Source organism: Enterococcus sp. C74 (genome assembly GCF_040887125.1).
GTDB lineage: Bacteria > Bacillota > Bacilli > Lactobacillales > Enterococcaceae > Enterococcus_B > Enterococcus_B hirae.
In genome coordinates this window covers 15,934-42,619 of the sequence record NZ_JBFOFA010000002.1, presented here as the reverse complement: position 1 = coordinate 42,619, position 26,686 = coordinate 15,934, and the positions used below count along the sequence as shown (strand labels likewise).

The window sequence follows — 26,686 nt, the reverse complement described above, 5'->3', positions numbered from 1 at the left end:
TTAAGTTCCTCCTTAATATTTTCTTCTATTCAATGATAATACAACTAAGAAACTTCTGGCGAATAATTCGCCTTTTCAACGTAAAAAAACAGGAAAGCTGCGAAGAGCCTTTCCCGTTTTTATCTCTTAATTTAACTAAACGTTTATTTCTTGTCCGACTAATAAGGAATAGTTAGACATCGTCATCCCATTTTTAGCCATTAAGTCGTCAACTGACAAACCAAATTTCTGTGCGATATCCCACAAAGTATCACCTGAAACCACTTTATAGGTCTGGCTACCACTTGTTGAAGAGGTAGTTGACGTAGTAGTCGTTGTGGTAGTACTTGTCGTCGTTGTGGTACCAGAAGAAGGCGTATCAAATCGGGTTAAATTATACGTATTAATCAATGAGTTCAATTTTGCTCCGTAACCCGGATCTGTTGCATAACGACCAGTTAGATATGCTGTTGCATCGTAAAAACTCGTGGTATTACTTTTCCAGACACCAGCATAATGATAGTCTCCAGTTGAAAAACTAGTTGAACGCAAAACGTTGGCATGATCTTGCAGAGATTCCCAATAAGAAGAATATTTACGGAAAGGTTCATTCATCGTGACCCATTGTCCATTAAGATATTCCTTTGTAGCCATATAAACGACTTGACCACTATAACTTCCTTTAACTCCGAATAAATTATAGTTTGGCGCACTTGCCAGGCTAGATGTGCCATAAGCACTTTCTAATAAAGCTTGGGCAATCATGACCGATGCATATAAATCATTGTTTGCAGCCACTTCAGAAGCTGCCCAACCGATTTGATTGATGAAAGCTTGTGGATCTGCAGTCGTTTGTGTGACCTGCTCATCTGCTCGTACATTTTGCGGTGCTGCTGTAACCATCATTGGCCCCACTAAAAGAGTTGTCCCCATCAAAGGAGCAATCGCTTTTTTATTGATCACCATGGTTCTTTTATTCTTTTGGTGTCGGGCACTGCGGGTTTTCAGCTCTTGCATTCGAATTCCTCCTCAAAAAAATAAAAAACTCTTGATAAAGTTTCCATCTTTAAACAATCTTAATTAATTAAATTATACTTTTAATTTATGGGAAACTCAAATCAATCTTTACTATTTTTCTTTTTGTAACACGAACGTAATGTTAAAGAAACATTAAGTAATATTAAACACGAATCATTATTCTAATTTTCTACTACAAAAAAAGAACATCTGAAAATAGTCTCCTTTTTTCAGATGTTCTTAAACGTTTGTCGTAAAACTTCTTTAACTCATTTTATAATTGGTTGAAAGTTGCTACAACATTTTCCACAGTGAAACCAAATTCTTCAAGAATTTTATTTCCTGGAGCAGAAGCACCAAAATGATCGATCGTGATAGTTGTTCCTTCTGTCCCAACATAGCGTTCCCAACCAAATGAAGCTGCTGCTTCAATAGCAACTCGTTTTGTTACGGCTTTTGGTAAGACGCTTTCTTTGTATTCTGCAGATTGTTTTTCAAATAAATCGAAACTTGGCATTGAAACGACTGAAACATCTTTTCCAGCTGCTGCCAATTCTTTTTGTGCTTTGACTGCTAGATCCACTTCAGAACCAGTCGCGATCAAGATACCTTCTGGTGTTTCTCCTTGAGCTGGTGATAGTACATAAGCTCCTTTTTTCACCATTTCGTCTGCCACTTCTTTCGTTGATGGCAGAACTGGAAGATTTTGACGACTTAAAACCAAGATCGTTGGTGTATCAGTCGATTCCATTGCTACTTTCCAAGCAGCGCGTGTTTCATTCCCATCGGCTGGACGAATCACGTGAACACCTGGCATACATCTTACAGACGCTAATTGTTCGATTGGCTCATGTGTTGGTCCATCTTCACCAACCGCCACTGAATCATGTGTCAACACGTAGATGACCGGTGTATTTTGAATAGCTGCTAAACGGACTGCTGGACGTAAGTAATCAACGAAAACAAAGAATGTGCCACCATAGATACGAGTTCCGCCATGAAGCTGGATACCGTTCATCGCAGCTGCCATCGCAAACTCACGAACGCCAAACCAAATATTACGACCTTCATAATGTTCTGGAGTAAAGTCTTTGTCCGCAGTGACCATCGTATTATTCGAACCTGATAAGTCCGCTGATCCGCCCCAGAAACTTGGGATTGCTTTTGATAACTCTTGAATCACTTCTTTGCTTGAAACCCGGCTAGCTTGACTTTCGCCTACTTCATAAGAAGGTAATTCAGCATCCCAGTCAGCTGGAAGTTTTCCAGCAAACGCATCTTCAAATTGTTGAGCTAATTCTGGATAAGCATGTTTATAGTTTTCAAACATTTCTTTCCATTCATTTTCAGCTTTTTGCCCTTCTTCAACCATCGTTTGGTGGAATCTTTCAGCTACTTCTTCTGGAACTGTGAAATCAGGATACTCCCAACCATACACTCCTTTAGCCATTTTAATTCCATCATCGCCAATTGGTGCCCCATGGACAGCAGAAGTTCCTTCTTTAGGAGCTCCGTAGCCGATCACTGTTTTGACTTCGATCAATGTTGGTTTTTCAGTTTCAGCTTTTGCTTCTTCGATCGCTTGATTGATGGCTTCTAAATCATTCCCATCTTTAACCAAAATATGTTGCCAGCCATAAGCTTCATAACGAGCTCCTACATTTTCAGTGAAAGCTTTTGAAGTAGGACCATCTAATGAAATATCATTTGAATCATACAATACGATCAATTTACCTAATTTCATGTGAGCAGCCATTGAACTTGCTTCTTGCGAAACACCTTCCATCAAGTCGCCGTCGCCACAAAGAGAATAAGTATAGTGATCTACCACTTTGAAGTTTTCTCTGTTATATGTTGCTGCCAAGTGAGCTTCTGCCATTGCCATACCTACAGCCATAGCGATTCCTTGTCCTAACGGTCCAGTTGTTGCTTCTACTCCGTCAGTATGATTGACCTCTGGATGTCCAGGTGTTTTTGAATCCCATTGACGGAATTGTTTTAAGTCATCGATTGTGACTTGATAACCTGATAAATGTAGTAAGCTGTATAACATTGCCGAACCATGTCCTGCGGATAAGACAAAACGGTCACGGTCAACCCAATTTTTTGAAGTCGTTGGGTTCACTTTCAAATGTTTCGTCCAGAGTGCATATGCCATTGGGGCTGCCCCCATTGGTAACCCTGGGTGTCCAGAATTTGCCTTTTGAACTGCTTCAATACTTAATGTACGGATCGTGTTAACGCCAAGTTGGTCGATTTTGTCGAACAAAATAACCCCTCCTATTAATTTAGGTTTTTTTTACCTTTATTTCTTACTTACTAATTTTATTAGATACGTCTAGAAAAAGCAATGTTTTTTAGTAATTATTACTGAAACTTATTTCCTCGACGATGTAAGCCTTTTTCACGTTGGATTTCTTTCAATTTTTCTGGAGTGACATCGTTACCTTCTGGATCAACGATTTTCATCCCTTCGATATGGTGTCGCATCCCAGAACGAAAAGCAGACAGATACTCTTCTCTTAACGCCAATTGTTCTTTTTCTTCGTCAGCTGTTAAGCCTTCTGTTTTCTTTTTTTGGGCCAGTTCGTTGATGCGGGTAATTTTTTCCGGTGATAACATAGCAAGTCCTCCTTTTTACTCTACTTCATATTATATAAAAATCACGAAAAAAACAACTAGTATAAAATATTTTAAATGCGAACATTTGTTTGAAAGAAGTAGTTTTATGTGGTACTATTTAATTATTAATTGAAAGAAGGTGTACTCTGTGGCCCGACAAACCGAAACCAGACAAATCGAAGTCTTACGATATATCCACGAGCAAGTTTCCCAAAAAGGCTACCCACCAACTGTTCGGGAGATCGGAGAAGCGGTTCAGCTTTCTTCTACCTCCACAGTTCACGGTCATCTTGCACGATTGGAAAAAAAAGGATTTATTCAACGTGACCCTACGAAACCACGTGCAATCGAATTAACAAAACAAGGATTAGCCAAAATAGGGGTAAAACCTTCCACGATTCCAGTGCTTGGTGTGGTCACTGCAGGTGAACCGATTTTAGCAGTTGAAGATGCGTCCGATTTCTTTCCGATCCCTCCTAACCTTTCTTCTGAAGATGGAAGCTTGTTCATGTTGACGATCCGCGGAGAAAGTATGATCAATGCAGGAATTTTAGACGGAGATAATGTAATTGTCCGTAAACAAGAAACTGCCCAAAACGGGGATATCGTGATTGCAATGACTGCCGAAGATGAAGCGACTTGTAAACGATTCTATAAAGAAAAAAATCATTTTCGTTTACAACCGGAAAACGATCTTCTTGAACCGATCATTTTAGATCAAGTCTCTATTTTAGGTCGAGTCGTTGGGCTCTACCGCAGTCATATCTATTAAAGACGATTCTTTTGACTAGACTTAAGTGAAGGTCTTACTCGCATACTCATTTATTTGCAGTAACTGCTATATCTATCAATAAAGACTGAAAAACCCGGGGCAACGTGTCTCGGGTTCTTTAATGGGCATTAAGATGGATAAACGATGATTAAGTGTCCATAAACGGCCTGAGTTTTTTCTCTTGTGCTTTCCTCACTCCTTAAATAAAATGCACCGATCTCCTACTTTTTTATCGATCTTTGTCGTATTTCCATTTCGATTTTTTTCATTTGGTACCACTACAATCGTCATTTACCTATCATGATCTGTGGCATGATTTAGATCAAATACCGCTAACTGCTTTGAATACGGTGAATAAGCAAATGACCTGTGCTGGTTTAAAAAAATTCTGAGTATTACACACATAGATTTCGATCTTTTTTGTTCTTCCCTCTTTACAAAACGAACAAAAGTTCGTATACTAATTATACGAACTTTTGTTCGCATAAAATAATGAGGTGAGAAATCATGAAATCAATGAGACGTCTTGGCTTAGTATTAATGGTATTATTTTTAGGCATTATTATTGGTAATTTTGGTATGCGTACAGCATTGTTGATCTTTGTTCCGTTGTTTGCTTTATGGTTTATGTTGTGGGATGAAAAGAAATACCGTCAGTCTGAACGGCGTCGGATTCATGATGACACTTTTTATCCAGACTCCTATTATCGATCGAGACACTCTTGATCTTGATCCATAAAGAATCCTGAATAACGAAATAAAAAAAACACATATGTAAGAGTCAGAAAACGGCTCATGCACAAAAAAGTAGTCGATTGTTCCCCCCCCATCAAAAAACAATTGACTACTTTTACAAATACACCTGCACAAACTAAAAATAGTGAGCAAGCGTACTTGGGATTGCTTCACAAAAAAGAGAGTGGGACAATTAGTCAGAAAAAATCTGATTAATGCCCCACTTTCTTTTTACATTTATTTTTAATGTTTATTAAGCAAAAAATCGTTTAATATTCCATCAAGGTGATCATATCATATCCTTCGATTTTTTCACGACCATCTAAGTCCATTAGTTCGATCAAGAAAGCACAGCCAACAACGACACCGCCCAATTTTTCTACTAATTCGATGGTTGCTTTGATCGTTCCCCCTGTAGCTAATAGGTCATCACAAATCAAAACTCTTTGTCCAGGTTGGATCGCATCTTTATGGAGTGTCAATGTATCTGTACCGTATTCCAGTCCGTAAGTTACTTCGATCGTTTCACGAGGCAACTTCCCTTTTTTACGTACAGGCGCAAATCCAACTCCTAATTCGTAAGCTACAGGACAGCCAACGATGAATCCTCGCGCTTCTGGTCCTACAACCATATCGATTCTTTTTTCTTTCGCATAATCTACGATCTGTTTCGTTGCTTCTCTGTAGGCATCTCCATCAGCCATAAGGGGCGAGATATCACGAAAAATAATTCCTTTTGCTGGATAATCAGGAATACTTGCAATATATTTTTTTAAATCCACCATTTGTCTCCTCCTAGGTTGTTAACCTTTTTTTAATAGAGGGAATATCACTTAACAATAAGAATTCCTCTACTTTGATTTTTTTTATTCGTTGCTGATAACGCACGCTATCAGTCAACGGATGACTTTTGGGATTAGCGATCTTTTGCAAAACGCCATCTTCTATTGTAACAAATTTCAATTCAAAAAACACCTGAATCATAAAAATTAATAATTTTTGTGGTATTTTTAGATATTGAGCAATTGAGCCTAATTTATAGCGAATATCAATTTTTTCTTGTGTATGGATCAGTTTGAACAATTTGGCATATTGTTCTCTTGACCCAACTCCATTCAAATAAGCTTCTTCATAAGAAATCCCTAATAAGTACATTCGATCGAAAGAACCAAAGGCAAGGATTTCTTTTAATATTTCTAAATCATTTGGACAATCAACTACCAGCAAGGAATGATATGAATTATCGTGGATCAACTGCTTGATATGTTCCACACTTTCGAACACGTGGACATCGTCTGTAGCCAGTCCAGAGATTTCTTTTAAAGAAGAGCGATCAAACGCAAGATACAATGTTTGTGGACCAACCTTCGTTAACTGACGGTATCTCTTTGAACGCCAATCAAAAATTTGAAATCCATCAACAACAAAGTCTGATACCAGCAATTGCGGTTTTTTCCGACCGTTCCATTCATTGATAGCTAATTTCCCAACGATATCCACTGGATTATTTAACAACTCAGCTTCTTGGTCGCCAAAACCAAATGCTACCGCATCTAACGGACTAGCTTCTTCCATCAATGTTAACTTCAAATGTTGCTGACTCGTACCAATTCTTTTCACATTTTCAGCCAAGATTTGGCGAAACAGAAAGTGAGGTACCGCATTGTCTGTACCATATGGTGCAAGTAACTTTAATTCATTAAGCAATTCAATGGTTACATCTTTGGGTGTAAGGACTTCGTCGATCGGTAAAGCTGCGCCTTTTGTCAAATCAATTTTTTGTTCGGAAACATACTGATTCATTCGTTTTTGTAATTCTTGAAGATTATCACTAGGCATCGTTAACCCTACAGCAGCATGGTGTCCTCCAAAGAAAGTAAATAAGTCACGCATCGCATCTAACATTTCATATAGATTCAGGGCTTCGACACTTCGGCCAGATCCTTTCGCTGTACCATCTTCTTTGATCGTTAAGACGATCGTCGGTTTACCAGTGGCATTCATCAGCTTACCAGCTACGATCCCCAACACTCCCTCATGCCACCTAGGATGGGCAAGAAGGTGGATCTGATTCGTTTCATCAATCATTTCCAATGCTTCTTGGGTAATTTTTTCAACGACTGCTTTTCTTTCTTCATTGATCGTGTTGAGTTTTTTGGCATACGTGAGTGCCGCTTCCTCATCAAAGGTAGCTAGCATCTCGACAGCTGGATTAGGATCACCCATTCGGCCAATCGCGTTGAGCCGAGGGGCAATTGAAAAGCCGATGGTCGTTTCATCTGCTTCTTTCATAGAGACGCCACTTTCATTAAATAAAGCTTGTAAACCGATCCGTTCGGTTTCTTTAATCGTATCTAACCCTAAAGCAACAAGTGTGCGATTTTCCCCTGTCATTGATACCAAGTCTGCAATCGTTCCAATCGCAACTAGATCTAAAAATTCAGCAGGAGGTTCTTCTAATAATGCTGTTGCCACTTTAAAAGCTACTCCGACACCTGCTAGATCAGGAAACGGATAATTCCCTTGTGGATGTCGTGGATGCACGATAGCGTAGGCTTCAGGTAATTCACTGGGCATTTCATGGTGATCTGTGATGATTACATCAACACCTGCTTGTTGCGCATAAGCTACGGCATCGTGACCAGCCACACCATTGTCCACTGTAATGATCAATTGCGCCCCTGCATCAATTTTTTCTTGATAAACGGCTTTGTTTGGTCCATAGCCATGGATAAAACGATTGGGTAAAAATGTTTCGACATTGGCGCCGAGTAGCTCCAATGTTTCTTTCATCACTGTCGTACTTGTAATCCCATCTGCATCGTAGTCACCATAAACGACTATTTTTTCACCATTGATCACCGCTTCTTGGATTCGACTGATGGCTTTATCCATGTCATGCATTAAGTAAGGATCATGCAATTCTTGATGTTTGGGATTCAAAAATTCTTTTACTTTCTCTACATCACGATAGCCTCGTTGCCAAAGTAATTTGCCAATAAAAGGCGATAGATTTTCTTGCTTTATACTTTGAAGAAACATTTCAGTCGGTTCTGATTCACTTAATTGCCAATCATAATTTGCTTGTCTCACTTGCTCACCCCTAACCTAGTTATTATAGCAAACGAAAAGTTTAAAAAAAAGAAGAAAGATAGCCACAAACACATTAAAATGGTCTTCAAAAAGTCGTTACGCACTTTTTGAAGACCATTTGACAAACCCGAAACTCAGCTTTTAACTTCTCAGCCAAATATGACAATGGTTCCTGCCATCTTTTATTTTGATCTCGTTCATGAAACTTTAGTCAAAATAATTATAGCTTTGCTTTGCTGAAATTTTCTGCGTATCAGATGTTGTCGACTGCGCTTGTTGTAGTTGTTTTTTCGTTGCTTGTAATTCTGCCTGATAAGCAGCTTCTAATTCTGCTCGTTCATTTCGGAATGTTCGTTGTTGTTCTTCCTTTGCTTCAGCAATTTTTTTATCAAGATTTTCTTGATAATCTGATAGTTCCTGCTTTAATTGTTTGATTTGTTTTTTCTGTTGCCATAAAGTGGTTGATGCAGTAACAAAAACAATCAATGCACCAATAATCGCCGAACCAATGATAACTAAAATCAATGGTGCAGAAAATGAAGCAATCCCAAAGTTAACAGGAACATTTCTGTTGTTTAATACAGCAAATACGACAATAATCAAGACAAGCAAAAATCCAATAATCACACTACTTTGTTTTTTCATACTCTTTCACCTACTTTTTATTAAAAATCCCACTTGCGAGGTAGTCGCCAATAGTCGGAAAGAGAGTGTAAAATTTAGCCGCTATTTCAAGAAGGACAGGACGATTCACTTCACGCTTTGGATGTTCCATTGTTCGTACAATTGTTTTTGCTAGTTTCTCCGGTTCTAAAACAAGTTGACTAACTTTTTCTAAATAACTGCCGGTAGGATCAGCTTTATCAAAAAATTCAGTAGCAACCGGTCCTGGATTCACCGTAGTGACTGCCACTCCAAGTGGTCTTAATTCTAATCGTAAGGCATTAGAAAAGCCTAAGACAGCAAATTTTGTTGCTGAATAGATCGTTGATTTCGCCGTCGCCATTTTCCCAGCCATTGAAGCGATATTGATGATATGTCCTTGCCTTCTTTCAGCCATATCAATCGCAAATTTTTGGGTTAAGACCATCATACCTAGTACATTTACTTCAAACATATCGTAAGCTTTTCCTAAATCGAAAGTTAAAAAATCTTCAAAAATGCCAAAGCCGGCATTATTGACTAACACATCTACACGTCCGACTGTTTGCATCACTTGTTCATAGAGCCGATCGACGCTGTCAGGATCACTCACATCTACTGGAAAAGCATAGGCTTCCTTTCCGCTTAATCTCTGACATTCTGCTTTAACCTCATCAATCAATTGGCTGCGTCGAGCACAAGCAATGACGATAGCACCTTTTTTTGCAGCTTCATAACAGATTTGAGCGCCCAATCCACCAGAACTACCGGTAACTAAGACAACTTTATTTTCTAAATTCATTCTTTTCCTCCTCACGAAATGGAATATCGACAGTATCAAAATCTTTCATAATCCTTGTATTTGCAAAGACCTCACGTGCCTCTTCTTCTAGCTCTTGCGCAGCTTTTCCTAAATAGCGCGCACTGATATGGGTTAATAACAAACTTTTCGCTGCTGCTTCTTTAGCTACTTCAGCCGCTTGATAAGTCGTCGAATGGAAGTAGTTCTTTGCCAACTTGGCTTCATTTTTGTTAAACGTACTTTCATGAACCAAAACATCACAGTCTTGGGCCAATACGATTGAATTTGCTGTCTTCCTCGTATCACCTAAAATCGTAACGATCCGCCCTTTTTTGTCTGGCCCCACAAACTGTTTCCCGTCCACAACCCTTCCATCAGGTAATTGAACAGATTCTCCTTTTTTCAACTTTCCATATATTGGTCCAGCCGGAATATTCAGTTCTTGTAATTTTTCAACTTGAAGCTCTCCTTTATGGTCATGTTCCACAACCCGAAAGCCATAGCTGGCAATTCCATGATCTAATTTTTTAGTATAGACAGAAAAATGCTGATCTTGAAAAATCGGCTGATCTTCAACTAACTCGATGAATTTCAACGGATAGCCTAAACGTGTTTGCGAAACAGCTAACGAAGTTTTGACAAATGTCTCGATTCCTTTTGGTCCGTAGATCTCCAAGGGCGTATCTCCCCCTTGGAATGAACGACTGCTTAACAAGCCTGGCAACCCAAAGATATGGTCACCATGTAAGTGAGTAATAAATATCTTTTCAATCTTTCTTGGACGAATGTTGGTACGTAAGATTTGCATTTGCGTTCCTTCACCACAGTCAAATAACCAGACTTCATTTCTTTCATCCAAAAGTTTTAATGCAATACTGGTAACGTTTCGATGTTTGGCAGGTACCCCTGCACCAGTTCCTAAAAATTGTAATTCCATAATCTACCTGACTTTCTTTAAACTCACTATTAATTTTATGGGAAATGTGTCGGATAATCAACCGAAAGTCCGTATTGCTTCCTAAATAATTGCATTTTTATTGGTACTAAAAAAAGAAAAACGCCTTTTTCACGCGTTTCTCTTTCTTTATTCTGTTCGTCTCTTTATTGAGGATGTTTGTCTTTCCACGATTTCCGTGCCGTTTCTTGTGTTTGTTTTTCGACTTCTTTGGCAGCGTGGACGTCTTCTTCGACCTCTTCATAATCTAAGCGAGTAATTTCGCCACCTAAATCCATCATGACTAATTGGTTCAAAGGACGATTATCTTCTTCTTCAGCAATCAAAATCAAACCGGTTGCTCCTTCGCCAATTTTATTGCCCACAAAATCAAAAACTGTCTGAGCATCTTGGATTTCCTTGGCATCCTGCGTAGCACCGATCATCCCGCCAGCAAACCAGCCTAAAAGAATCCCTAGTGGGCCTCCCAAGACACCGACTAACATTCCGATTAAACCACCTTTTGAAGATTTATTGTTTCCAGTAAAATCCAAAAAATCCTCTATTTTGAATTGATGCGTTCCATTAGGATCATGACTAATCACTGCCATTTGTTCACCCTTGATGGCACGAGAAGCGTGTAATCGTTTGATTTCAGAAAATGCTTGGTAAGCTTGACTCTCTACAGGGAAATTCAAAATAATCACTCGTTTGCTCATAAAAACACTCCTCTATTCATTTTCTTTATTCTAACTTTTATTTTAAAAAAACAAAAGGAAAAACCCTTTAATAAATAACACATAAGAAATATAAATTTTTCCTATTAAAAAATCTTTCTGGATACTATTGGTGATAGCTTAAAAATTTTTACCAAAAGACAAATCCTACCATTGCTTAAACCAAAAAAGCGCCAAACCATTTTTCTGGTTTGACGCTTTGTTGATATTGAGTGTTAACATGGGCTCTTTTCATGAGCATACGTAATCTTATTCGACAAACTCAAATTCAAATTCACCAATTCTCACTAGATCGCCATCTTTTGCTCCACGGGCACGTAAAGCTTCGTCAACGCCCATTCCTCTCAACTGACGAGCAAAACGCATAACAGTTTCATCGTGATCGAAATTCGTCATTTGGAATAGTTTCTCAATTTTTTCTCCTGATAAGATCCAAGTAGCATCAGGATCGCGATCGATTTTAAATTCTGGCCCTTCTGGATTGAATCCATATTGAACTGTTTCTTCTTCGATTTCTTCATCATATAACGGAAACTCTGGTGTTACTTCTAGAAGATCCGCTGTCGCATTCAGCAATGGATCAATGCCTTTTCTTGTTACCCCTGAAACTGGAAAAATCGGCATATCGTCTGCAAATTCATCTGTTTTTTCTTTATTAAGCTGCTCTTTGAATTTTTTCAAATTTTCTTCTGCGTTTGGCATGTCCATTTTATTGGCTACAATTATTTGAGGTCGTTCCAATAAACGAAGATTATAAGTAGACAATTCATGGTTGATCGCCAAATAGTCTTCGTAAGGATCTCTGCCTTCCATCCCACTCATATCAATCACATGTAAAATAACACGAGTACGTTCGATATGACGTAAAAACTGCGTTCCTAAGCCAACACCTTGAGAAGCTCCTTCAATCAATCCAGGAAGGTCCGCTGCTGCAAAACTGCGTCCATCGCTAGTTGTTACCATACCAAGATTTGGTACTAATGTCGTGAAATGGTACGCGCCGATTTTAGGACGAGCAGAAGAAATAACTGAAAGCAGCGTTGATTTACCTACAGATGGAAAGCCAACCAGCCCAACATCAGCCAAGACTTTTAGTTCTAATTCGATTCTGCGTTCCTGACCTGGTTCGCCGTTTTCTGCAATTTCTGGTGCTGGGTTTCGTGGAGAAGCAAAGCGGATGTTTCCTCGTCCCCCTCGACCGCCTTTAGCAACGACTAAGGTTTGACCATTTTCAATCAAATCGCCTAACAAAGCGCCTGTTTCAGCATCACGGACAGTCGTTCCTTGAGGGACTTTTACATAAGTATCTTCTGAACCCCGACCGTGCATCCCTTTACTCATTCCGTTTTCTCCTGGCTGTGCTTTAAAATGGCGATTGAAACGAAAATCCATTAATGTACGTAAACCTTCATCAACGATCAAAATGACGTCACCGCCACGACCGCCGTCACCACCAGCAGGTCCTCCATCAGGTACATATTTTTCTCTGCGAAAAGCGACCATTCCGTCGCCGCCTTTACCGGCCTTCACATCGATGGTTACTTGATCTAAAAACATGGACATCTTTAAGTCCTCCTATTTTAATTATCTATTATTCATTTGACTGCCTGAATTTCCACAATAAACAAAAGTCTTATTTATTTTATCGGTCAAAAGCTATTTTGTCTATCGTTTCAATTAAACTTTCCAGGTTTTGTTCATTTTTTCTACTCTACTTAAGGAAATTGTTTCAAAGATCTCCTAGTGCTTTTCACCTCTCAGACCATTTTATCACTTTACTTTTGTAAGTATCTTTTTTTGACAAATTTTGTGAACAGGAGGAAAATGACAGTGTATTAATCAAGGATGCGAAGTTTGCACCCTCAATATCACTAAAGGAGGAACTTTTGATTATGACAGTAAAAGTAGGTATTAACGGATTTGGACGTATTGGACGTTTAGCTTTCCGCCGAATCAAAGAAGTATCTGATGATATTGAAGTCGTAGCAATCAATGACTTAACTAGCCCAACAATGTTGGCACAGTTGCTACAATTTGATTCAACTCATGGAACCTATCCCGGTACAGTTACTGCAACAGAAGACTCAATCGTAGTAGATGGTGAAGAAACGCGTGTCTATGCTGAACCAGATGCAAGTAAAATCCCTTGGGTTAAAGAAAACGGGGTTGATATCGTACTGGAATGTACTGGTTTTTATACTTCGGAAGAAAAAGCACAAGCCCATTTGAACGCTGGGGTAAAACGTGTAGTGATCTCTGCTCCTGCTGGTGCAATGAAAACAATCGTATACAATGTAAATGATGATACGTTAGATGCTAATGATAAAATCATTTCGGCAGGCTCTTGTACGACAAACTGTTTAGCACCGATGGCTTATTTCTTAAATAATGAATTTGGTATCGAAGTGGGGACTATGACTACCGTTCATGCTTATACTTCTACACAAATGTTATTAGACGGACCAGTAAAAGGTGGAAATTTACGGGCAGCTCGATCAGCAGCTGACAACACGATCCCTCACTCAACAGGTGCGGCAAAAGCAATTGGCTTAGTTATTCCAGAGCTTCAAGGGAAATTGCAAGGTCACGCACAACGAGTACCTGTAGTGGATGGTTCATTAACAGAACTAGTTTCCATTTTAAAAACAAAAGTGACCGCTGAACAAGTGAACGAAGCGATCAAGAAATATACCGAAGACAATCCATCATTTGGTTATGATGATCGTCAAATCGTCTCTGGTGACGTAATCGGTACCACACAAGGTTCGATTTTCGATCCAACTCAAACAGAAGTCACAACGGCTGGCGATTACCAACTCGTAAAAACCGTTGCTTGGTATGACAATGAATATGGTTTCACTTGCCAAATGATCCGTTTGTTGGAAAAATTTGCTAATCTTTAATCACCAAAAAATCACATGTTTTCAACGATAGAAAATAGAGACCGTTTGAACGACTCGTTGAGTGGTTCAAACGGTCTCTTTGTCTAGTTCTTCTAAACTGGTTCAAAAAGAACGAGTGATGGTAAACCTTATCATCTCTCTTGATCAAAGATAGAATTTTTATAAACGTCCCTTATTTGCGAATTACCAGCTCGTGTTTTTTTCACTTTCTTTTGAGCAAAGTGTTCTGGATAAGCTATTTTCAATGCTCTTTCTTCTCCTAAATTATTCGCTAACTCTGTATTTTTTCCACTCAATTTCTCAAGATCATTAATATAAACATAACGCCCTAACTGCATTGTACTTGAAAAAATAGCAAAATCTACTGCGGCAGAAAAATGATGAAATCCCTGTTTTGATTTTAAATAAGCACTTTGATCAATGATATAATCTGTAACTTTTCCTCCATTGCTAATTAAGGATAAATCCCTTTGAAGAATAAAGTCACTTTTGTTCTTATCGTTGCGCTTATTGAGTACTTGTGCTAGTTCTGATAGGTTAGATTTAGAAATTTCAAATTCATGTACACAAGGTAACAGACCATTTACTTGCGTTCTTTTTTGATAGTAACCTGTGGGATCAACCACTGAAACGATAAAGTTCCCGAAAGTATTTTTCCGTATCACACAACCAAGATTCTGTTTTTCATGAGGACCCTTGTCCTTCAACTTGATCTGAATATCATGAGAAGTAACTAGAAAAGAAGTTGGATCGCCTGGCATTAATCGAGAGAGTTCTTGTACAATCGAATTTTTTTCTAACTGATAATACTTACTATATTGAAGTGAACGGCTAATTGCTGCCACTTCATTTGGCAGAACAATCCCTCTTGACTGTTTTAATTGTTCTTCTGCTTTCTCAAATATTTCTTTTGGTTCCCGCAGCTCAGCTAGGTAAATCCCTCTGTCTTCTACTTCTACTGAATCTTGTCTATACGGCGATTTTCTTTGTTGAGAAGTTGTGAGTATTGTATCTTCAATTTTTGTTTTCCAATTCTTATCCATATTTTCCACTTGTTCAGTTTTATTATGTACAATAACCATCGAATGAAGAAGATCTTCCGAATATTGTAATTGGTTCATCCTCTTAAGTGCTGCGTAATGAAACTCATTCATCAAACGTTTATGATTATTTTGTTGAGTTGCTGGTGTAAGATTGAAGTAATCCATTGGGGGCTTCGTTTGTTCATCAATTGCCTTCCCCTTCTGATCTTGTATTTGACCGTTCTTTTGAACATCCTCATGAATTTGATCAATAGCATTCCCATAAAAAATGTAGTCAACAGTGTAATATAGTTGCGGAAGTAAGAAATGAAATTTTTTTGAATGTGATATATTCTTTGCCGTTTCTTTTATTTCTTGTTTATTCCTAAGATTCTCAAATTTATCCACTAGTGTAGTCTCATTCACATGGCTAGAGTGTAAAGGCGTGCCCAATAGATTGGCTAACTCTTTGGTTTTGTCTTGATCGACTGCGTATTTGCGAATCGTGAGCTCTTGGTCATTCGAAGCTACCAATGTAACGAGATATTTATTGTTTTGATTTTGGATAATTGCTCCTGTTAAACTAGTATATATAGGCTCATTTTCAGTGGTGTCCTTAATCAACTCTTTTTCCTCTTTATGTAACGGTCTCCCACTTAGGAGTGGTAATACGAGAAAACGAGCTTCATCTCCACTTAAGTGTAAAAGTTCCTGTTCTATTTTTTGTGTATCTTGGATAGCATCGCTACTCCGTTCGAATGAATCGTACATTGTAAACTGACCCTTTTCTTCAGCTAAACTTGTTATGTTAGGATCGTCACTCACATTGATCATATGACTCCAATTTTTCAAATACTCTTTAAACATCGCTTTCGTCTCATTCAAATCAGGAATATGCCGAATATCTCCAACTGGAAGATCAAAAAATTGTTCATACATTTTGAAATTCCCAAATTTGTCTTGCTTATTTACTTCAATCGAAGGTTTTTTTTTGAACAAACGTTTTGTGCGGTTCACAATTGAATGTTTAGTATCTTTAGAGGATATTGAATTGACTAATAATCGTGCGCGCAAAGCTTGTTCTAGTTCTAGTTTATTTGCCAGTGGCATTTTTTCGCTCCCTTTCTTGAGATCATTTTTTATAATAAAAATCGTTTTGTGCGGTTGATTCGCTTTTTTTCATGAAACGATTTTATATCCGTTTTTATGTCAAAAAGGCTCCTAAATTCATTTTCTCTATTTTCATTCTTCACAATGTATTTTTCGATAATGACAGAAAGGTTCCTCTTTGCCTATTCTTGATTTTCGTTCGTTTTTTTGTCTGATTTATGTAAAATTCTCAACTATATATGTAAGCAGTCACCCATATTTCTATTGTGAACGGATGACTGCCGGTAAATAAAAAGAATGAGTTCTCTCTATTAGAATCCTAAAATTATTTTTGTATTAGCTATTAGCAAACAACTCATTGGACATATTTTGCTAAAAAGTCTTTGACGGTTTGCTGATACTTTTCTGGGTCTGCCTGATATGCTTTTGCGTGTTCGGCTCCCTTGACCACGTATTTTTCTTTTGGTCCCTTAGTTGCAGCATATACTTTTGCTAACATATTATAGGGAACGAATGTATCCGCATCACCATGGATAAATAACATTGGTTTCGTATTTTTAGTTAATTGATCAACGGCACTTGCTTCCCCAAAAAAATACCCTGCTCGAATTTTTGTAATCAAGCTAGTCACTTGGATCAATGGAAAAGAAGGTAAGTTGAACATATCTTTTAGTTGATATGCAAGTTCTTCATCAACTGACGAATACCCACAGTCTTCGATGATCGCTTTCACGTTATTTGGTAGCTTCTCACCGCTCGTCATCATCACAGTTGCAGCACCCATACTTACTCCATAAAGCACGATTTGTTGCGACTGCCCTGTTTCTGCTAAGATTTTATCGATCCATTGGACGTAATCTTTTCGCTCTGGCCAACCGAATCCGATATAATCCCCTTCACTACGCCCGTGGCCTCGAGCATCTGGAACTAACACATTGTAGCCTAAATCATGAAACATTTTTGCATAATTTGCCATTGTTTCTGCATTCCCCATATAACCATGGGCAACAATAACTGTTTTATCACTTTTCTTTTCTGCTGGCAGATAGATCGCAGACAATTTCAAATGATCTGTTGATGTTAGATGCCAGTAAGTGCGATTCTCTTTCTGATTGAACCACTTTGTCGCCTCGTTTTCTTTTGTTGTTTGAGAAGTTCCCGGCGTATCGTTTTCTAAAAAATCTTTTTCTGATGGGACAACTGCATAATTATAAAAATAGTTGCCTGCAAATAATAGAACCACTATCACGACAATAGCAATTCCGATTACTATTTTTGTCAAAAGTTTCATCGCTTTCCTTCCTTAATCCATTATTAATACTAATTCTTGATTAAGTATAAACAAAGAAGTTATTCGATGCAATCCTTCAAAGAGTAAATATAAAGCTCCACATCACCCATTTCCCTTCAAATTTCATTATAAATGGTTGTAAAAAAACCATCTTCACACAACTAATCTATCAAGATCATTCTTGTTATCGGAGAGACATAACATCTTGACAAATTATTTAGACTAATCAATTTTTCAATCATTTTTACAAAAAAAAACTTCAAAACCAGTTGAATTAACCGGCTTTGAAGTTTCCCCGATGGTTCTTAGCTTTTAAACAAAAAATTTAAAAGTTAGGAACCATTATTTTTTATTTTCGATCATTTTAAAACTTGACCACGGTTTTAAGAAGTCTAATAAGAACAATTCATCTTCTGAAATACGTCCGACTACATTCACACGACCGTCATTTTTCATCTCTTTTAGCGCAATTTGAGTTTCACCTTTGTATTGGTCATACCCCACATTATCAATCAAGACATCCCCGCGAGACATGTCCCGGGTATTATGTGGTGGGAATGGTTTATCTTTATAGTAGATTCGTGTCATTGTTGATCGAAGGATATATTCTGAACGATCACCACGATAGCTGTGGAGATTATCAAACAAACAAATCCGTTCATCTTCGGTGATATCTTCTTCAACATCTACTTTCAACGTTGGATAATCTGCATTAAATGCTTCTGCCATCGCTTTTAGTTCTTCCTCGCTCGCATAAGCATTTCCGATAGAAATATCATCGATCAAACCCGTAAGCATCAAGTGCTTGACTTGTGTAGAAATCTCTAAGTTTCGATGATCTTCAAGCGAACACAAACCGTCTTGCGTTGGCCATGGTCCGAAATCAGCGGTTTGAGAATTGACGAATGCCATTGTATTCAAATTATAATTCCTAAATTTTTCTGAGCAATATACAAAATGATCATAACTCAAACCAGAATAGCGATGAGGGTAAAAATTATGAGACCCTAACAAATTATTAGTATTCGGAGAATAACTCATGATGTTGTCAACATAACTAGTTCCAGAACTCATATTGATCTCAATCTTAATACCGTATGGATTACGTGTCATTTTTGCTTCTTCAGCTCCCGTAAACCCGATATCTAAACGGATGCCGTACGCTCCCATCTTATGGAAAAAGGAAAGATCATCGTAGGATATCCCTAATTGTTCAAATAATGCTGGATTGATATCTACCATAACTTCCATTCCTAATTGGTTCGCATATTCCACAACTTTAGAAAAATCAGCTAAAACCTTCTCTTTGTCATCTTCTATTTGTAATAAGCTAGTAAATACACGTTTGAATCCATATTTATGTGCTAAATCCAAATATGCTTTGTCCTTTTTGAACGTTGAACGTTCCGGATAAATCGAAATACCTAATTTTCCCATCAGTTGAATCCTCCCAAAATCTTTTTTGTATCCACTTACATTATAACAAAAGCGCTTTAAATGGTCTACACCTTTGAGAAAAGTGATCATAAACGAAGAAATTATGAGAAAAAGAATAGGTAAATTGATCATTATTTGTTATCATTATAGATAACAAACTGATTATCTTTGAAAGGAACCAAAAATGAAAACAAAAAAACTTCTTTTAAGTATGGGATTGGTTGCAACCCTACTATTTGCAGCAGGGTGTAATCAAAGTGAACCAAAAACAAACACTTCTGAAACAACAAGTTCAACAGAAAAAACAACGGAAAGCAGTACAAAAGAAAGTGTCGATTTAAACGCACTCCCTCTTCCTCAATTGAACAATGAGGTCGCTGCCAATGAAGATCTGGTTGAGATGGTCACATCAAAAGGGACAATCAAAATGAAATTATTCCCTGAATTGGCCCCTAAAGCAGTTGAGAATTTTATGACACATGCTAAAGATGGCTATTACGATGGCTTGACTTTCCACCGAGTGATCAAAGATTTCATGATCCAAGGAGGCGATCCTAAAGGGGATGGTACTGGCGGTGAAAGTATTTGGGGCAAAGGATTTGAAACTGAAATATCTAACCAGCTTTACAACATCCGCGGAGCTTTATCCATGGCACGTGCCCAAGATCCTAACAGTAATGGGAGCCAATTCTTTATCGTCCAAAACTCAGATGATATGCATGACGGACTATTAAAAGATGATTACCCTCAAGCAATCATCAATGCGTATAAAAATGGTGGCTATCCTAATTTAGATGGTGAATATACGGTCTTTGGACAAGTCATCGAAGGAATGGACGTTGTAGATAAAATCGCAGAGGTTGAAACAGATGCCTCAGATAAACCAAAAGAAGCGGTTAAAATTGAAAAAATCAATATCTTACAGGAAGCGAAAGAATCATAAGACGAATCATTAAGTAAAAGCCGAAGAATAACGAAAGGTACTCCATTGCCCTTTGCTGTTCTTCGGCTTTTACTGATAACTGGGTCCTTGTAAATTCTGCTTTTATAATAAAAGCCGCTTTACCCAATTAAGCATCTTTGTTCACAATAAAAGTAAACTCACACTCACAAACTTTTTTATCCTCGACATAAGCCGCAGATAAAGCGGTCCCTACTGCACCCTTCATTTTTGTGATTTCAAAATGACATTTCATCACGTCACCAGGAACCACTTTCTGGCGAAATTTCGCTTTGTTAATCCCACCGATATACGCTCTTTTGCCTAAAAATTCTTCTGATTTTAAAATCAGAATCGATCCAGCTTGCGCTAAGGTTTCTAGAATCAATGCGCCAGGCATTACTGGATTATCAGGAAAGTGTCCTTGGAAGAAATCTTCATTGATCGTTACATTTTTCGTTGCGACGATTTTCTTTCCTGGTTCTAAGGTATCGACATAATCGATATAGCATATTGGATAACGATTGGGAATCAAGTCCATTACTTCAGTAGCTGATAATACGTAAGACATAATATACTCCTTCTTTTGGCTAATTGCCTTGATTATTACTTTGATTATCAAAGTATCATATTCTTAAATTTTTAGCAATCTTTTTTTATTATTAAAAAAAATAGTTTGACAATCAAAGCATTTTGACTAATAATAGAAAATCAAGAGGTTATTATTTTGCAATTATTGTTTATTATACAACCTATTAAATCTTTTTAAGATCAAAGGAGTGTCAATATGTCTTTTTTAGAAGGAAAGAAAATCATCATTATGGGCGTCGCAAATAAGCGTAGTATTGCTTGGGGTTGTGCCGAAGCAATGATGAAACAAGGTGCTGAGATCATCTATACTTATCAAAATGAACGCATGAAAAAATCATTGCTTAAATTAGTCGGCGAAGATGCCTTTACGGTGGAATGTGATGTATCAAGTGATGAAAGTATTGAAAAAGCAATGGATGCAATCGGCGAATATGCTGGAGAAATCCACGGCCTAGTACACGCGATCGCATACGCAAACAAAGAAGAATTATCAGGAAACGTATCCGATATCTCACGTGACGGCTATCAATTAGCGCAAGATATCAGTAGCTATTCATTAATCGCTGTAACAAAATATGCACAAAAGTATCTAGCACATAACAGCGGAATTGTAAGCATGTCTTATTTAGGATCAGAACGCGCTATTCCTAACTACAACATGATGGGAATCGCAAAAGCATCTTTAGAAGCAGCCATCCGTTACTTAGCTGCAGAACTATCTCCTAAAGGCATTCGTGTCAACGGTATTTCAGCTGGAGCGATCAAAACATTAGCGGTTACTGGCGTGAAAGATTACCAAAAATTGATCCAATTATCTGAATCACGTACACCAGATCAACAAGGTGTGACGATCGAAGAAGTCGGGAATGCCTGTGCCTTTTTAATTAGCCCATTATCAAGCGGAATGATTGGCGACATCGTTTATGTAGATAAAGGCGTCCACTTATCTTAAGAGAACCCTATTTACTTTAGTCATCCCATTTAAAACAACACGAATCGCTTTTTATTTAAGTAAGATAACGGAAAAATTCGTTTAACACTAACGAACTCACCGGTTTCAAATAAACTTTAAACGACGACCTACTATTGATAGGCTTATCAATATTGGGTCGTCTTATTTTGATTGATCCCTAAAGAAAATATGAGACCCAGACGATGATACGCATGAAATATGCCTATCTAGATTATTGTGGCAGATTACAAGCCATTTGATTGTTAAAATATAAATAGTTTATATTTTAATATGAGTGAAATTGTATCTTCTATTTGGTGATGGATAAACTCTTCTAAAGTAGTATATGGCAAGAAAGCTTGTAGAACTAAATTTATAAAAAAACTAGGACAGATCGTCTTTATCTGTCCTAGAAATCGTAGCATCTCTTTTTTATTAGATTATACTGTTGTTTATTCGACTACTTCGATCCAACCCTCAGGCGCTTCTACATCGCCAAACTGGATCCCTGTCAATTCATCATACAATCGTTTAGTTACAGGACCAACTTCTGTTTCGCTATGGAAAACATGTAAGTTATTTTGATAATAGATCCCTCCGATCGGTGAGATGACCGCTGCTGTGCCACACGCTCCTGCTTCGGCAAATTGGTCTAATTGATCAATAAAGATATCCCCTTCGACAGCAGTTAAGCCTAAACGCTCTTCAGCCAATTGTAAGAGTGAATATTTCGTGATACTTGGTAAAATCGATGGCGATTGCGGTGTGATAAATTGCCCATCTTTAGTAATACCAAAGAAATTCGCTGCACCGACTTCTTCAATTTTCGTGTGAGTAGCAGGATCTAAATACACGCAGTCTGAATAATCTAATTCCTTCGCTTGTGTACCTGGCAACAGACTAGCTGCATAGTTCCCTCCTACTTTTGCTGCCCCTGTTCCATTAGGTGCTGCCCGGTCGTACTCTGATACGATAAAGTTCGTTGGTTTCAAACCACCTTTAAAGTAAGCACCAACTGGGGTACAGAAAACGACAAATAAGTACTCTGGCGCTGGGTGCACACCAATGTTTTCACCGACACCAATCAGAAAAGGACGTAAGTATAATGTTGCGCCTGTTCCATAAGGTGGTACAAATGCTTCGTTCGCTTTGACTACGTCTTTCACAGCTTCAATGAACATTTTTTCTGGTACCATCGGCATCAATAACCGTCTAGCACTTTGATTCAAACGACGGCTGTTTTGATCTGGTCGAAAAAGATTGATCTTGCCATCTTTTCTTCGGTAAGCTTTTAATCCTTCAAAGCATTGTTGTCCATAATGAAGCGCTGGAGAACCTTCATGGATTGTTAAATAGTTGTCTTCCGTCAATTCTCCTTTTTCCCATTGACCATCTTTCCACTTTGCAACGTAACGCCAAGGAGTTTTGATATATGAGAAACCTAAATTATTCCAATCCAATTGCATATTCATTCCACCTATCTTTGTTTTGTGAATATTTTAGCACTATCCTTGAGGTTTGTCATTTTATTTTTTGGAAAATTTCTGAAATTTGAAACAGTTTTGCTGATTTTCTTTTTCCCTCGTTCTTGTTACAATACAGTAGTGAGTATATATTTTAGAAAAGGGGATCTTATGTTTTTACAACTAGCGACAACAGCAACCACTTCCACAGGTGAAACATTAACTGACCAAGCAGTCCACCAAGTGAATGCTTTCCAACGTTTCTGGAATACGATCGATTGGGATGCAATTTTTGCAACCTTTATCCAAAAAGGACTTTATTTAGTTTTTTTAATTCTTTTATTTGCCATACTCAACCGTGTCGGAAAATATTTAATTGATAAATCTTTTAAACAATATTCTAAGAAATCGGTTTTGAATGAAAGTCGTTTAAAAACGTTACACAGTCTGTTAAATACGATTTTCCAATACACGATGGGTTTTTTCTTTATTTATGCGATTTTATCCGTCATTGGTGTTCCGATTGGTTCATTGTTGGCAGGAGCGGGAATCGCTGGGGTAGCAATTGGATTGGGCGCACAAGGCTTTATGAGTGATGTGATTACTGGCTTTTTCATTATTATGGAACAACAAATGGATGTCGGAGATTATGTAAAATTAGCGAATCTGTCAATTGAAGGAACAGTGGCTTCTGTCGGTATTCGGACGTTACAGCTAAAAGCCGTAGACGGTACGGTCCACTTTATTCCCAATCGAAACATCACGACTATCAGCAACCTATCCAGAGCGAATATGCAAGTTCTACTTGATATTCGCATCGTGCCGGAAGAAGGCTATGATTCTATCTACGAAATCATCGATCGTGTAAATCAACGATTAGCTGAAAAATACCAAGACGACTTACAAACTGAACCAACAATTTTTGGATTAGTCGATTTAGGGAACAGTAATTTTGCGATTCGAACCATTTGTTATGCCTTGAATGGAAAACAATTTGTTTTGAAAGAAGAATTTTTGAGTTCTTATGTAAAAGAATTGACAACAGCAGGATTTACCATTCCTAACAGCCCGATCAGCTTGAAATAAAAAAGATTGAGACGATTCCTTACGCTTTCCATTAAATGACCTTAATGGAGAAATAAGTGTAATCAGTCTCAATCTTTTTTGCTTTAATCGTTAACTAACGATGTCTAACTTTTCTTTTAATTCTTCGACTTTAGGCGAAACAATGTTTCGTCGTTCCAATTCATGCACCATATAGTTGACTGCCTTTAGTAGTTCTTTTCGAGTAATGATCCCTTTAAAAACTTTGTCTTCTGTAACAACCGGTAGAAAAGGTGAATCAACTAATAAATGGAGAACTTCTTCTAGTTCCCAATTTTCATCGATCGTTGCAACATTCGTTTCCATTACATCTGCAACGGTTAATCCTTCTAGTGGGTCCATACTGATCGTTTGTAGATCGATCATTTTATTGACGACATCAGATAAGCTAACTAATCCCACAAAACGGTCATCTTTTCCTAGTACAGGGATCTTCGTATAACCTACTTTCGATAAAACAAGCAAACCATGTGATAATGGATGTTGATACATGACATTCGCTACATTTTCAGCTGAGATCAAAAAAGTCTCTCGATTTTGTAGCAATAACTCTCTTACAATCGGTCCAATCATTGGAGGGCCTCCATTTCAATTTCATTTCAACATAATTATTTTACCGAAAACGGATGCAAAATTCATATAAAAAATCGAGATTTTAGTAAAAATTAGAGATTTTTTGCTTACAAGGAAAAAGTGAAAGCCAGTTCCTCAACAGGTTGATGCGCTCGATTATAATATTGAACATTGACTTGTTTTCCACTGTGTTCAATCAAGGCATAAGAAGGGATTTGGATCGGTCCTCGTGGTTGCGAAATGCTTCCAGGATTCAAATACAAGACCCCTTCTACTACCTCACAACCAATTTGATGCGTATGACCAAAAAAGACCATCGTTGCTTGGTTGGCTTGCGCTTCAAGCGCTAATTGAGTAAGACCAAAACGAACATTTGCCAAATGTCCATGAGTGATAAATATTTTATCTTTCCCAGTATCAACCCACTCTTTTTCAACAAATCCCGGTCCGAAATCACAATTTCCTTTGACTACATGGAAGTGCGTCCACAATTGATCTTCTGGCGATAATTCTGAATCGCCACAGTGAAAGAAGAAATCTACTTTCGTTTGATAACGAGCAACTAGATCAGCTAAGATTTCCCGATCACCATGGTTATCACTGACAACTAAACATTTCATTTGTTTTCACCTTCCAACCAGCTTTGCCATACTTGGCTCAATTTCTTCATTGCTTGTGCCCGGTGGCTGACTTGGTTTTTTTCTTCACTTGACATTTCGGCTGCAGTTTCAGTTGAACCGTCAGGAATAAATAGTGGATCATACCCAAAGCCGTTGTCTCCTCTTGGGATTCTTCCTACTTTTCCTGGCCATTGCGCTTCCACCACTAGACTTTCTTTATCCGGTGCAGCAAAAACCAAGGTGCAATGAAATTGCGCCGTTCTTTTCTCATCAGGAATCTCCGTCATCTCATAAAGTAATTTCGCATTGTTTCCTGCATCACTTTTGTGTTCACCGGCAAATCGTGCAGAGTAGATTCCTGGCATGCCACCTAAAGCATCTACTTTCAAACCAGAGTCATCAGCTAATACAGGTTGATTCAACAAATAAGCAATCGTTTCCGCCTTCAGACGAGCATTTTCCTCAAACGTTGAACCAGTTTCTTCTACATCAGGTAATTCAGGATAGTCAAACAATGTTTTGACTTCATAACCAGCTTTGCCAAACATCGCTTTAAATTCTTCTGCTTTCCCAGCATTTTTGGTAGCAATAACGATCGTCTTCAAATCGTCCTCTCTTTCTGCTCGTTGCTCGAACAAGACATTTTTTTGTTCAAGAATCAATTGCTCAATCGCCGTTTTCCCATAAAAGAGCAGATCGTTTAATTGTTCTCCATCAAAGGTTGCTTCTTCCCCAGTTCCTTGAATCTCGACAAATTTGCCAGATTCAGTCATGACTAGATTCATATCGACTAGCGCTGCAGCATCTTCTTCATAATCTAAATCTGCCACACATGTCTGATCGGGTAAAATCCCAACACTGATAGCAGCTAAATGTTCAATAACTGGATCTTCACGTAAAACTTTTGTTTGAAGTAACTTTTCGACTGCTAATTTTAACGCAATAAAAGCTCCTGTGATGCTAGCCGTTCTTGTCCCACCATCTGCTTGCAAAACATCACAATCAATGATAATACTACGTTCGCCTAACTTTTTCAGATCAACGACCGCTCTTAACGAACGACCAATCAACCGTTGGATTTCCATTGTGCGTCCTGAAAGTTTTCCTTTGCTGCTTTCTCTTCGATTTCTAGTATGAGTCGCACGTGGCAACATGCTATATTCTGCTGTTACCCAACCAGTTCCTGTTTCTCTTAAAAATGGCGGAACGTTTTCTTCAATCGTAGCAGAACAATTGACGATCGTATCACCAAAGTGAATCATAACAGAACCTTCTGGATGTTTAAAAACATTTGTTTCAATCTTTATTTTTCTTAACTGCTGAGGTTGTCTTCCATCGTGACGCATC

At 38.0% G+C, this 26,686-nt stretch carries 25 protein-coding genes; 7 read left to right on the top strand and 18 right to left on the bottom strand.

Going from position 1 to position 26,686, the window contains the following annotated elements; translation table 11 throughout:
* Positions 1 to 135: 135 nt before the first annotated feature.
* The 3 genes from AB3H93_RS02990 to AB3H93_RS02980 all read right to left on the bottom strand — a co-directional run bounded on the left by AB3H93_RS02990 (position 136) and on the right by AB3H93_RS02980 (position 3,618).
* Positions 136 to 996 (bottom strand): glucosaminidase domain-containing protein, encoded by an 861-nt coding sequence (locus AB3H93_RS02990; RefSeq protein ID WP_034697803.1) that lies wholly within the window; start codon positions 994 to 996, stop codon positions 136 to 138.
* 274 nt (positions 997 to 1,270) lie between these two features.
* The gene (gene tkt / locus AB3H93_RS02985) at positions 1,271 to 3,265 is read right to left on the bottom strand and encodes a transketolase (protein WP_010737506.1); all 1,995 of its coding nucleotides are present in this window, start codon (positions 3,263 to 3,265) and stop codon (positions 1,271 to 1,273) included.
* Between the two features lie 98 nt (positions 3,266 to 3,363).
* On the bottom strand, positions 3,364 to 3,618 hold the full coding sequence (locus tag AB3H93_RS02980; protein ID WP_010719258.1) for a DUF896 family protein: 255 nt from the start codon (positions 3,616 to 3,618) through the stop codon (positions 3,364 to 3,366).
* A 148-nt stretch (positions 3,619 to 3,766) separates the two neighbouring features.
* Here AB3H93_RS02980 and lexA point away from each other — a divergent pair, with 148 nt between their 5' ends.
* The 3 genes from lexA (at position 3,767) to AB3H93_RS02965 (ending at position 5,341) form a co-directional block, all read left to right on the top strand.
* Positions 3,767 to 4,390: a transcriptional repressor LexA gene (gene lexA / locus AB3H93_RS02975; protein WP_010719259.1), complete on the top strand. Its 624-nt coding sequence runs from the start codon at positions 3,767 to 3,769 to the stop codon at positions 4,388 to 4,390.
* Positions 4,391 to 4,897: 507 nt separating this feature from the next.
* Positions 4,898 to 5,116 (top strand): hypothetical protein, encoded by a 219-nt coding sequence (locus AB3H93_RS02970; RefSeq protein WP_010719260.1) that lies wholly within the window; start codon positions 4,898 to 4,900, stop codon positions 5,114 to 5,116.
* Positions 5,117 to 5,185: 69 nt separating this feature from the next.
* A complete protein-coding gene (locus tag AB3H93_RS02965; RefSeq protein ID WP_368020101.1) occupies positions 5,186 to 5,341 on the top strand; it encodes a hypothetical protein in 156 nt (51 codons plus the stop codon).
* Positions 5,342 to 5,394: 53 nt separating this feature from the next.
* On the opposite strand, the gene AB3H93_RS02960 is transcribed toward AB3H93_RS02965, so the two are convergent.
* From AB3H93_RS02960 to obgE, 7 genes are all read right to left on the bottom strand, one after another.
* Entirely contained in the window at positions 5,395 to 5,907 is a 513-nt protein-coding gene (locus AB3H93_RS02960) for an adenine phosphoribosyltransferase (RefSeq protein ID WP_010719261.1), read from the bottom strand.
* A 13-nt stretch (positions 5,908 to 5,920) separates the two neighbouring features.
* Positions 5,921 to 8,218, bottom strand: a complete 2,298-nt coding sequence (recJ, locus tag AB3H93_RS02955; RefSeq protein WP_368020100.1) for a single-stranded-DNA-specific exonuclease RecJ — start codon at positions 8,216 to 8,218, stop codon at positions 5,921 to 5,923.
* 207 nt (positions 8,219 to 8,425) lie between these two features.
* The gene (locus tag AB3H93_RS02950; RefSeq protein WP_034697790.1) at positions 8,426 to 8,863 is read right to left on the bottom strand and encodes a lipopolysaccharide assembly LapA domain-containing protein; all 438 of its coding nucleotides are present in this window, start codon (positions 8,861 to 8,863) and stop codon (positions 8,426 to 8,428) included.
* A gap of 10 nt (positions 8,864 to 8,873) precedes the next feature.
* Complete coding sequence (locus AB3H93_RS02945; protein ID WP_010737503.1) at positions 8,874 to 9,662, bottom strand: SDR family oxidoreductase; 789 nt, start codon at positions 9,660 to 9,662, stop codon at positions 8,874 to 8,876.
* Positions 9,646 to 10,599: a ribonuclease Z gene (gene rnz / locus AB3H93_RS02940; RefSeq protein WP_010719265.1), complete on the bottom strand. Its 954-nt coding sequence runs from the start codon at positions 10,597 to 10,599 to the stop codon at positions 9,646 to 9,648. The genes AB3H93_RS02945 and rnz overlap by 17 nt, the downstream gene beginning before the upstream one ends.
* A 164-nt stretch (positions 10,600 to 10,763) precedes the next feature.
* Positions 10,764 to 11,315, bottom strand: coding sequence for a hypothetical protein (locus tag AB3H93_RS02935; RefSeq protein WP_010737501.1), 552 nt, complete (start codon positions 11,313 to 11,315; stop codon positions 10,764 to 10,766).
* Between the two features lie 267 nt (positions 11,316 to 11,582).
* On the bottom strand, positions 11,583 to 12,896 hold the full coding sequence (gene obgE / locus AB3H93_RS02930; protein ID WP_010719267.1) for a GTPase ObgE: 1,314 nt from the start codon (positions 12,894 to 12,896) through the stop codon (positions 11,583 to 11,585).
* Between the two features lie 329 nt (positions 12,897 to 13,225).
* Between obgE and gap the strand changes: the two genes are divergently transcribed.
* Positions 13,226 to 14,236: a type I glyceraldehyde-3-phosphate dehydrogenase gene (gene gap, locus AB3H93_RS02925; protein WP_368020099.1), complete on the top strand. Its 1,011-nt coding sequence runs from the start codon at positions 13,226 to 13,228 to the stop codon at positions 14,234 to 14,236.
* Positions 14,237 to 14,367: 131 nt separating this feature from the next.
* Here the strand turns inward: gap and AB3H93_RS02920 are convergent, their stop codons facing one another.
* The 3 genes from AB3H93_RS02920 to AB3H93_RS02910 all read right to left on the bottom strand — a co-directional run bounded on the left by AB3H93_RS02920 (position 14,368) and on the right by AB3H93_RS02910 (position 19,096).
* Entirely contained in the window at positions 14,368 to 16,368 is a 2,001-nt protein-coding gene (locus tag AB3H93_RS02920) for a hypothetical protein (RefSeq protein WP_368020098.1), read from the bottom strand.
* A 355-nt stretch (positions 16,369 to 16,723) separates the two neighbouring features.
* The gene (locus AB3H93_RS02915) at positions 16,724 to 17,659 is read right to left on the bottom strand and encodes an alpha/beta hydrolase (RefSeq protein ID WP_368020097.1); all 936 of its coding nucleotides are present in this window, start codon (positions 17,657 to 17,659) and stop codon (positions 16,724 to 16,726) included.
* Between the two features lie 342 nt (positions 17,660 to 18,001).
* Positions 18,002 to 19,096 carry a DUF871 domain-containing protein gene (locus AB3H93_RS02910; RefSeq protein ID WP_010719272.1) on the bottom strand — a complete coding sequence of 365 codons (1,095 nt, stop codon included), beginning with the start codon at positions 19,094 to 19,096 and terminating at the stop codon, positions 18,002 to 18,004.
* Between the two features lie 184 nt (positions 19,097 to 19,280).
* Here AB3H93_RS02910 and AB3H93_RS02905 point away from each other — a divergent pair, with 184 nt between their 5' ends.
* Positions 19,281 to 20,039 (top strand): peptidylprolyl isomerase, encoded by a 759-nt coding sequence (locus tag AB3H93_RS02905; RefSeq protein WP_368020096.1) that lies wholly within the window; start codon positions 19,281 to 19,283, stop codon positions 20,037 to 20,039.
* Positions 20,040 to 20,166: 127 nt separating this feature from the next.
* On the opposite strand, the gene fabZ is transcribed toward AB3H93_RS02905, so the two are convergent.
* A complete protein-coding gene (fabZ, locus tag AB3H93_RS02900; RefSeq protein WP_010719274.1) occupies positions 20,167 to 20,607 on the bottom strand; it encodes a 3-hydroxyacyl-ACP dehydratase FabZ in 441 nt (146 codons plus the stop codon).
* Between the two features lie 216 nt (positions 20,608 to 20,823).
* Here fabZ and fabI point away from each other — a divergent pair, with 216 nt between their 5' ends.
* Complete coding sequence (fabI, locus tag AB3H93_RS02895) at positions 20,824 to 21,579, top strand: enoyl-ACP reductase FabI (protein WP_368020095.1); 756 nt, start codon at positions 20,824 to 20,826, stop codon at positions 21,577 to 21,579.
* 452 nt (positions 21,580 to 22,031) lie between these two features.
* Here the strand turns inward: fabI and AB3H93_RS02890 are convergent, their stop codons facing one another.
* Positions 22,032 to 23,045 carry a branched-chain amino acid aminotransferase gene (locus AB3H93_RS02890; protein ID WP_010719277.1) on the bottom strand — a complete coding sequence of 338 codons (1,014 nt, stop codon included), beginning with the start codon at positions 23,043 to 23,045 and terminating at the stop codon, positions 22,032 to 22,034.
* A gap of 168 nt (positions 23,046 to 23,213) precedes the next feature.
* Between AB3H93_RS02890 and AB3H93_RS02885 the strand changes: the two genes are divergently transcribed.
* On the top strand, positions 23,214 to 24,128 hold the full coding sequence (locus tag AB3H93_RS02885) for a mechanosensitive ion channel family protein (protein ID WP_034697771.1): 915 nt from the start codon (positions 23,214 to 23,216) through the stop codon (positions 24,126 to 24,128).
* A 90-nt stretch (positions 24,129 to 24,218) separates the two neighbouring features.
* On the opposite strand, the gene cbpB is transcribed toward AB3H93_RS02885, so the two are convergent.
* The 3 genes from cbpB to rph form a co-directional block, all read right to left on the bottom strand.
* The gene (cbpB, locus tag AB3H93_RS02880; protein ID WP_010719279.1) at positions 24,219 to 24,719 is read right to left on the bottom strand and encodes a cyclic-di-AMP-binding protein CbpB; all 501 of its coding nucleotides are present in this window, start codon (positions 24,717 to 24,719) and stop codon (positions 24,219 to 24,221) included.
* A gap of 107 nt (positions 24,720 to 24,826) precedes the next feature.
* A complete protein-coding gene (locus AB3H93_RS02875; RefSeq protein ID WP_368020094.1) occupies positions 24,827 to 25,339 on the bottom strand; it encodes a metallophosphoesterase in 513 nt (170 codons plus the stop codon).
* A complete protein-coding gene (rph, locus tag AB3H93_RS02870; RefSeq protein WP_010737495.1) occupies positions 25,336 to 26,685 on the bottom strand; it encodes a ribonuclease PH in 1,350 nt (449 codons plus the stop codon). Before rph ends, AB3H93_RS02875 begins: the two co-directional genes overlap by 4 nt.
* Between the last annotated feature and the right edge of the window lies 1 nt (position 26,686).

What these genes read in the sequence shown, in the direction of transcription:
- obgE (WP_010719267.1), bottom strand. Translation starts at nt 12,896, where the DNA reads ATGTCCATGTTTTTAGATCAAGTAACCATCGATGTGAAGGCCGGTAAA.
- cbpB (WP_010719279.1), bottom strand. Translation starts at nt 24,719, where the DNA reads ATGATTGGACCGATTGTAAGAGAGTTATTGCTACAAAATCGAGAGACT.
- AB3H93_RS02905 (WP_368020096.1), top strand. Translation starts at nt 19,281, where the DNA reads ATGAAAACAAAAAAACTTCTTTTAAGTATGGGATTGGTTGCAACCCTA.
- fabI (WP_368020095.1), top strand. Translation starts at nt 20,824, where the DNA reads ATGTCTTTTTTAGAAGGAAAGAAAATCATCATTATGGGCGTCGCAAAT.
- AB3H93_RS02920 (WP_368020098.1), bottom strand. Translation starts at nt 16,368, where the DNA reads ATGCCACTGGCAAATAAACTAGAACTAGAACAAGCTTTGCGCGCACGA.
- AB3H93_RS02965 (WP_368020101.1), top strand. Translation starts at nt 5,186, where the DNA reads ATGCACAAAAAAGTAGTCGATTGTTCCCCCCCCATCAAAAAACAATTG.
- AB3H93_RS02945 (WP_010737503.1), bottom strand. Translation starts at nt 9,662, where the DNA reads ATGAATTTAGAAAATAAAGTTGTCTTAGTTACCGGTAGTTCTGGTGGA.
- AB3H93_RS02935 (WP_010737501.1), bottom strand. Translation starts at nt 11,315, where the DNA reads ATGAGCAAACGAGTGATTATTTTGAATTTCCCTGTAGAGAGTCAAGCT.
- gap (WP_368020099.1), top strand. Translation starts at nt 13,226, where the DNA reads ATGACAGTAAAAGTAGGTATTAACGGATTTGGACGTATTGGACGTTTA.
- AB3H93_RS02950 (WP_034697790.1), bottom strand. Translation starts at nt 8,863, where the DNA reads ATGAAAAAACAAAGTAGTGTGATTATTGGATTTTTGCTTGTCTTGATT.
- AB3H93_RS02890 (WP_010719277.1), bottom strand. Translation starts at nt 23,045, where the DNA reads ATGCAATTGGATTGGAATAATTTAGGTTTCTCATATATCAAAACTCCT.
- AB3H93_RS02980 (WP_010719258.1), bottom strand. Translation starts at nt 3,618, where the DNA reads ATGTTATCACCGGAAAAAATTACCCGCATCAACGAACTGGCCCAAAAA.
- AB3H93_RS02915 (WP_368020097.1), bottom strand. Translation starts at nt 17,659, where the DNA reads ATGAAACTTTTGACAAAAATAGTAATCGGAATTGCTATTGTCGTGATA.
- fabZ (WP_010719274.1), bottom strand. Translation starts at nt 20,607, where the DNA reads ATGTCTTACGTATTATCAGCTACTGAAGTAATGGACTTGATTCCCAAT.
- rph (WP_010737495.1), bottom strand. Translation starts at nt 26,685, where the DNA reads ATGCGTCACGATGGAAGACAACCTCAGCAGTTAAGAAAAATAAAGATT.
- AB3H93_RS02990 (WP_034697803.1), bottom strand. Translation starts at nt 996, where the DNA reads ATGCAAGAGCTGAAAACCCGCAGTGCCCGACACCAAAAGAATAAAAGA.
- AB3H93_RS02875 (WP_368020094.1), bottom strand. Translation starts at nt 25,339, where the DNA reads ATGAAATGTTTAGTTGTCAGTGATAACCATGGTGATCGGGAAATCTTA.
- AB3H93_RS02885 (WP_034697771.1), top strand. Translation starts at nt 23,214, where the DNA reads ATGTTTTTACAACTAGCGACAACAGCAACCACTTCCACAGGTGAAACA.
- rnz (WP_010719265.1), bottom strand. Translation starts at nt 10,599, where the DNA reads ATGGAATTACAATTTTTAGGAACTGGTGCAGGGGTACCTGCCAAACAT.
- AB3H93_RS02910 (WP_010719272.1), bottom strand. Translation starts at nt 19,096, where the DNA reads ATGGGAAAATTAGGTATTTCGATTTATCCGGAACGTTCAACGTTCAAA.
- AB3H93_RS02970 (WP_010719260.1), top strand. Translation starts at nt 4,898, where the DNA reads ATGAAATCAATGAGACGTCTTGGCTTAGTATTAATGGTATTATTTTTA.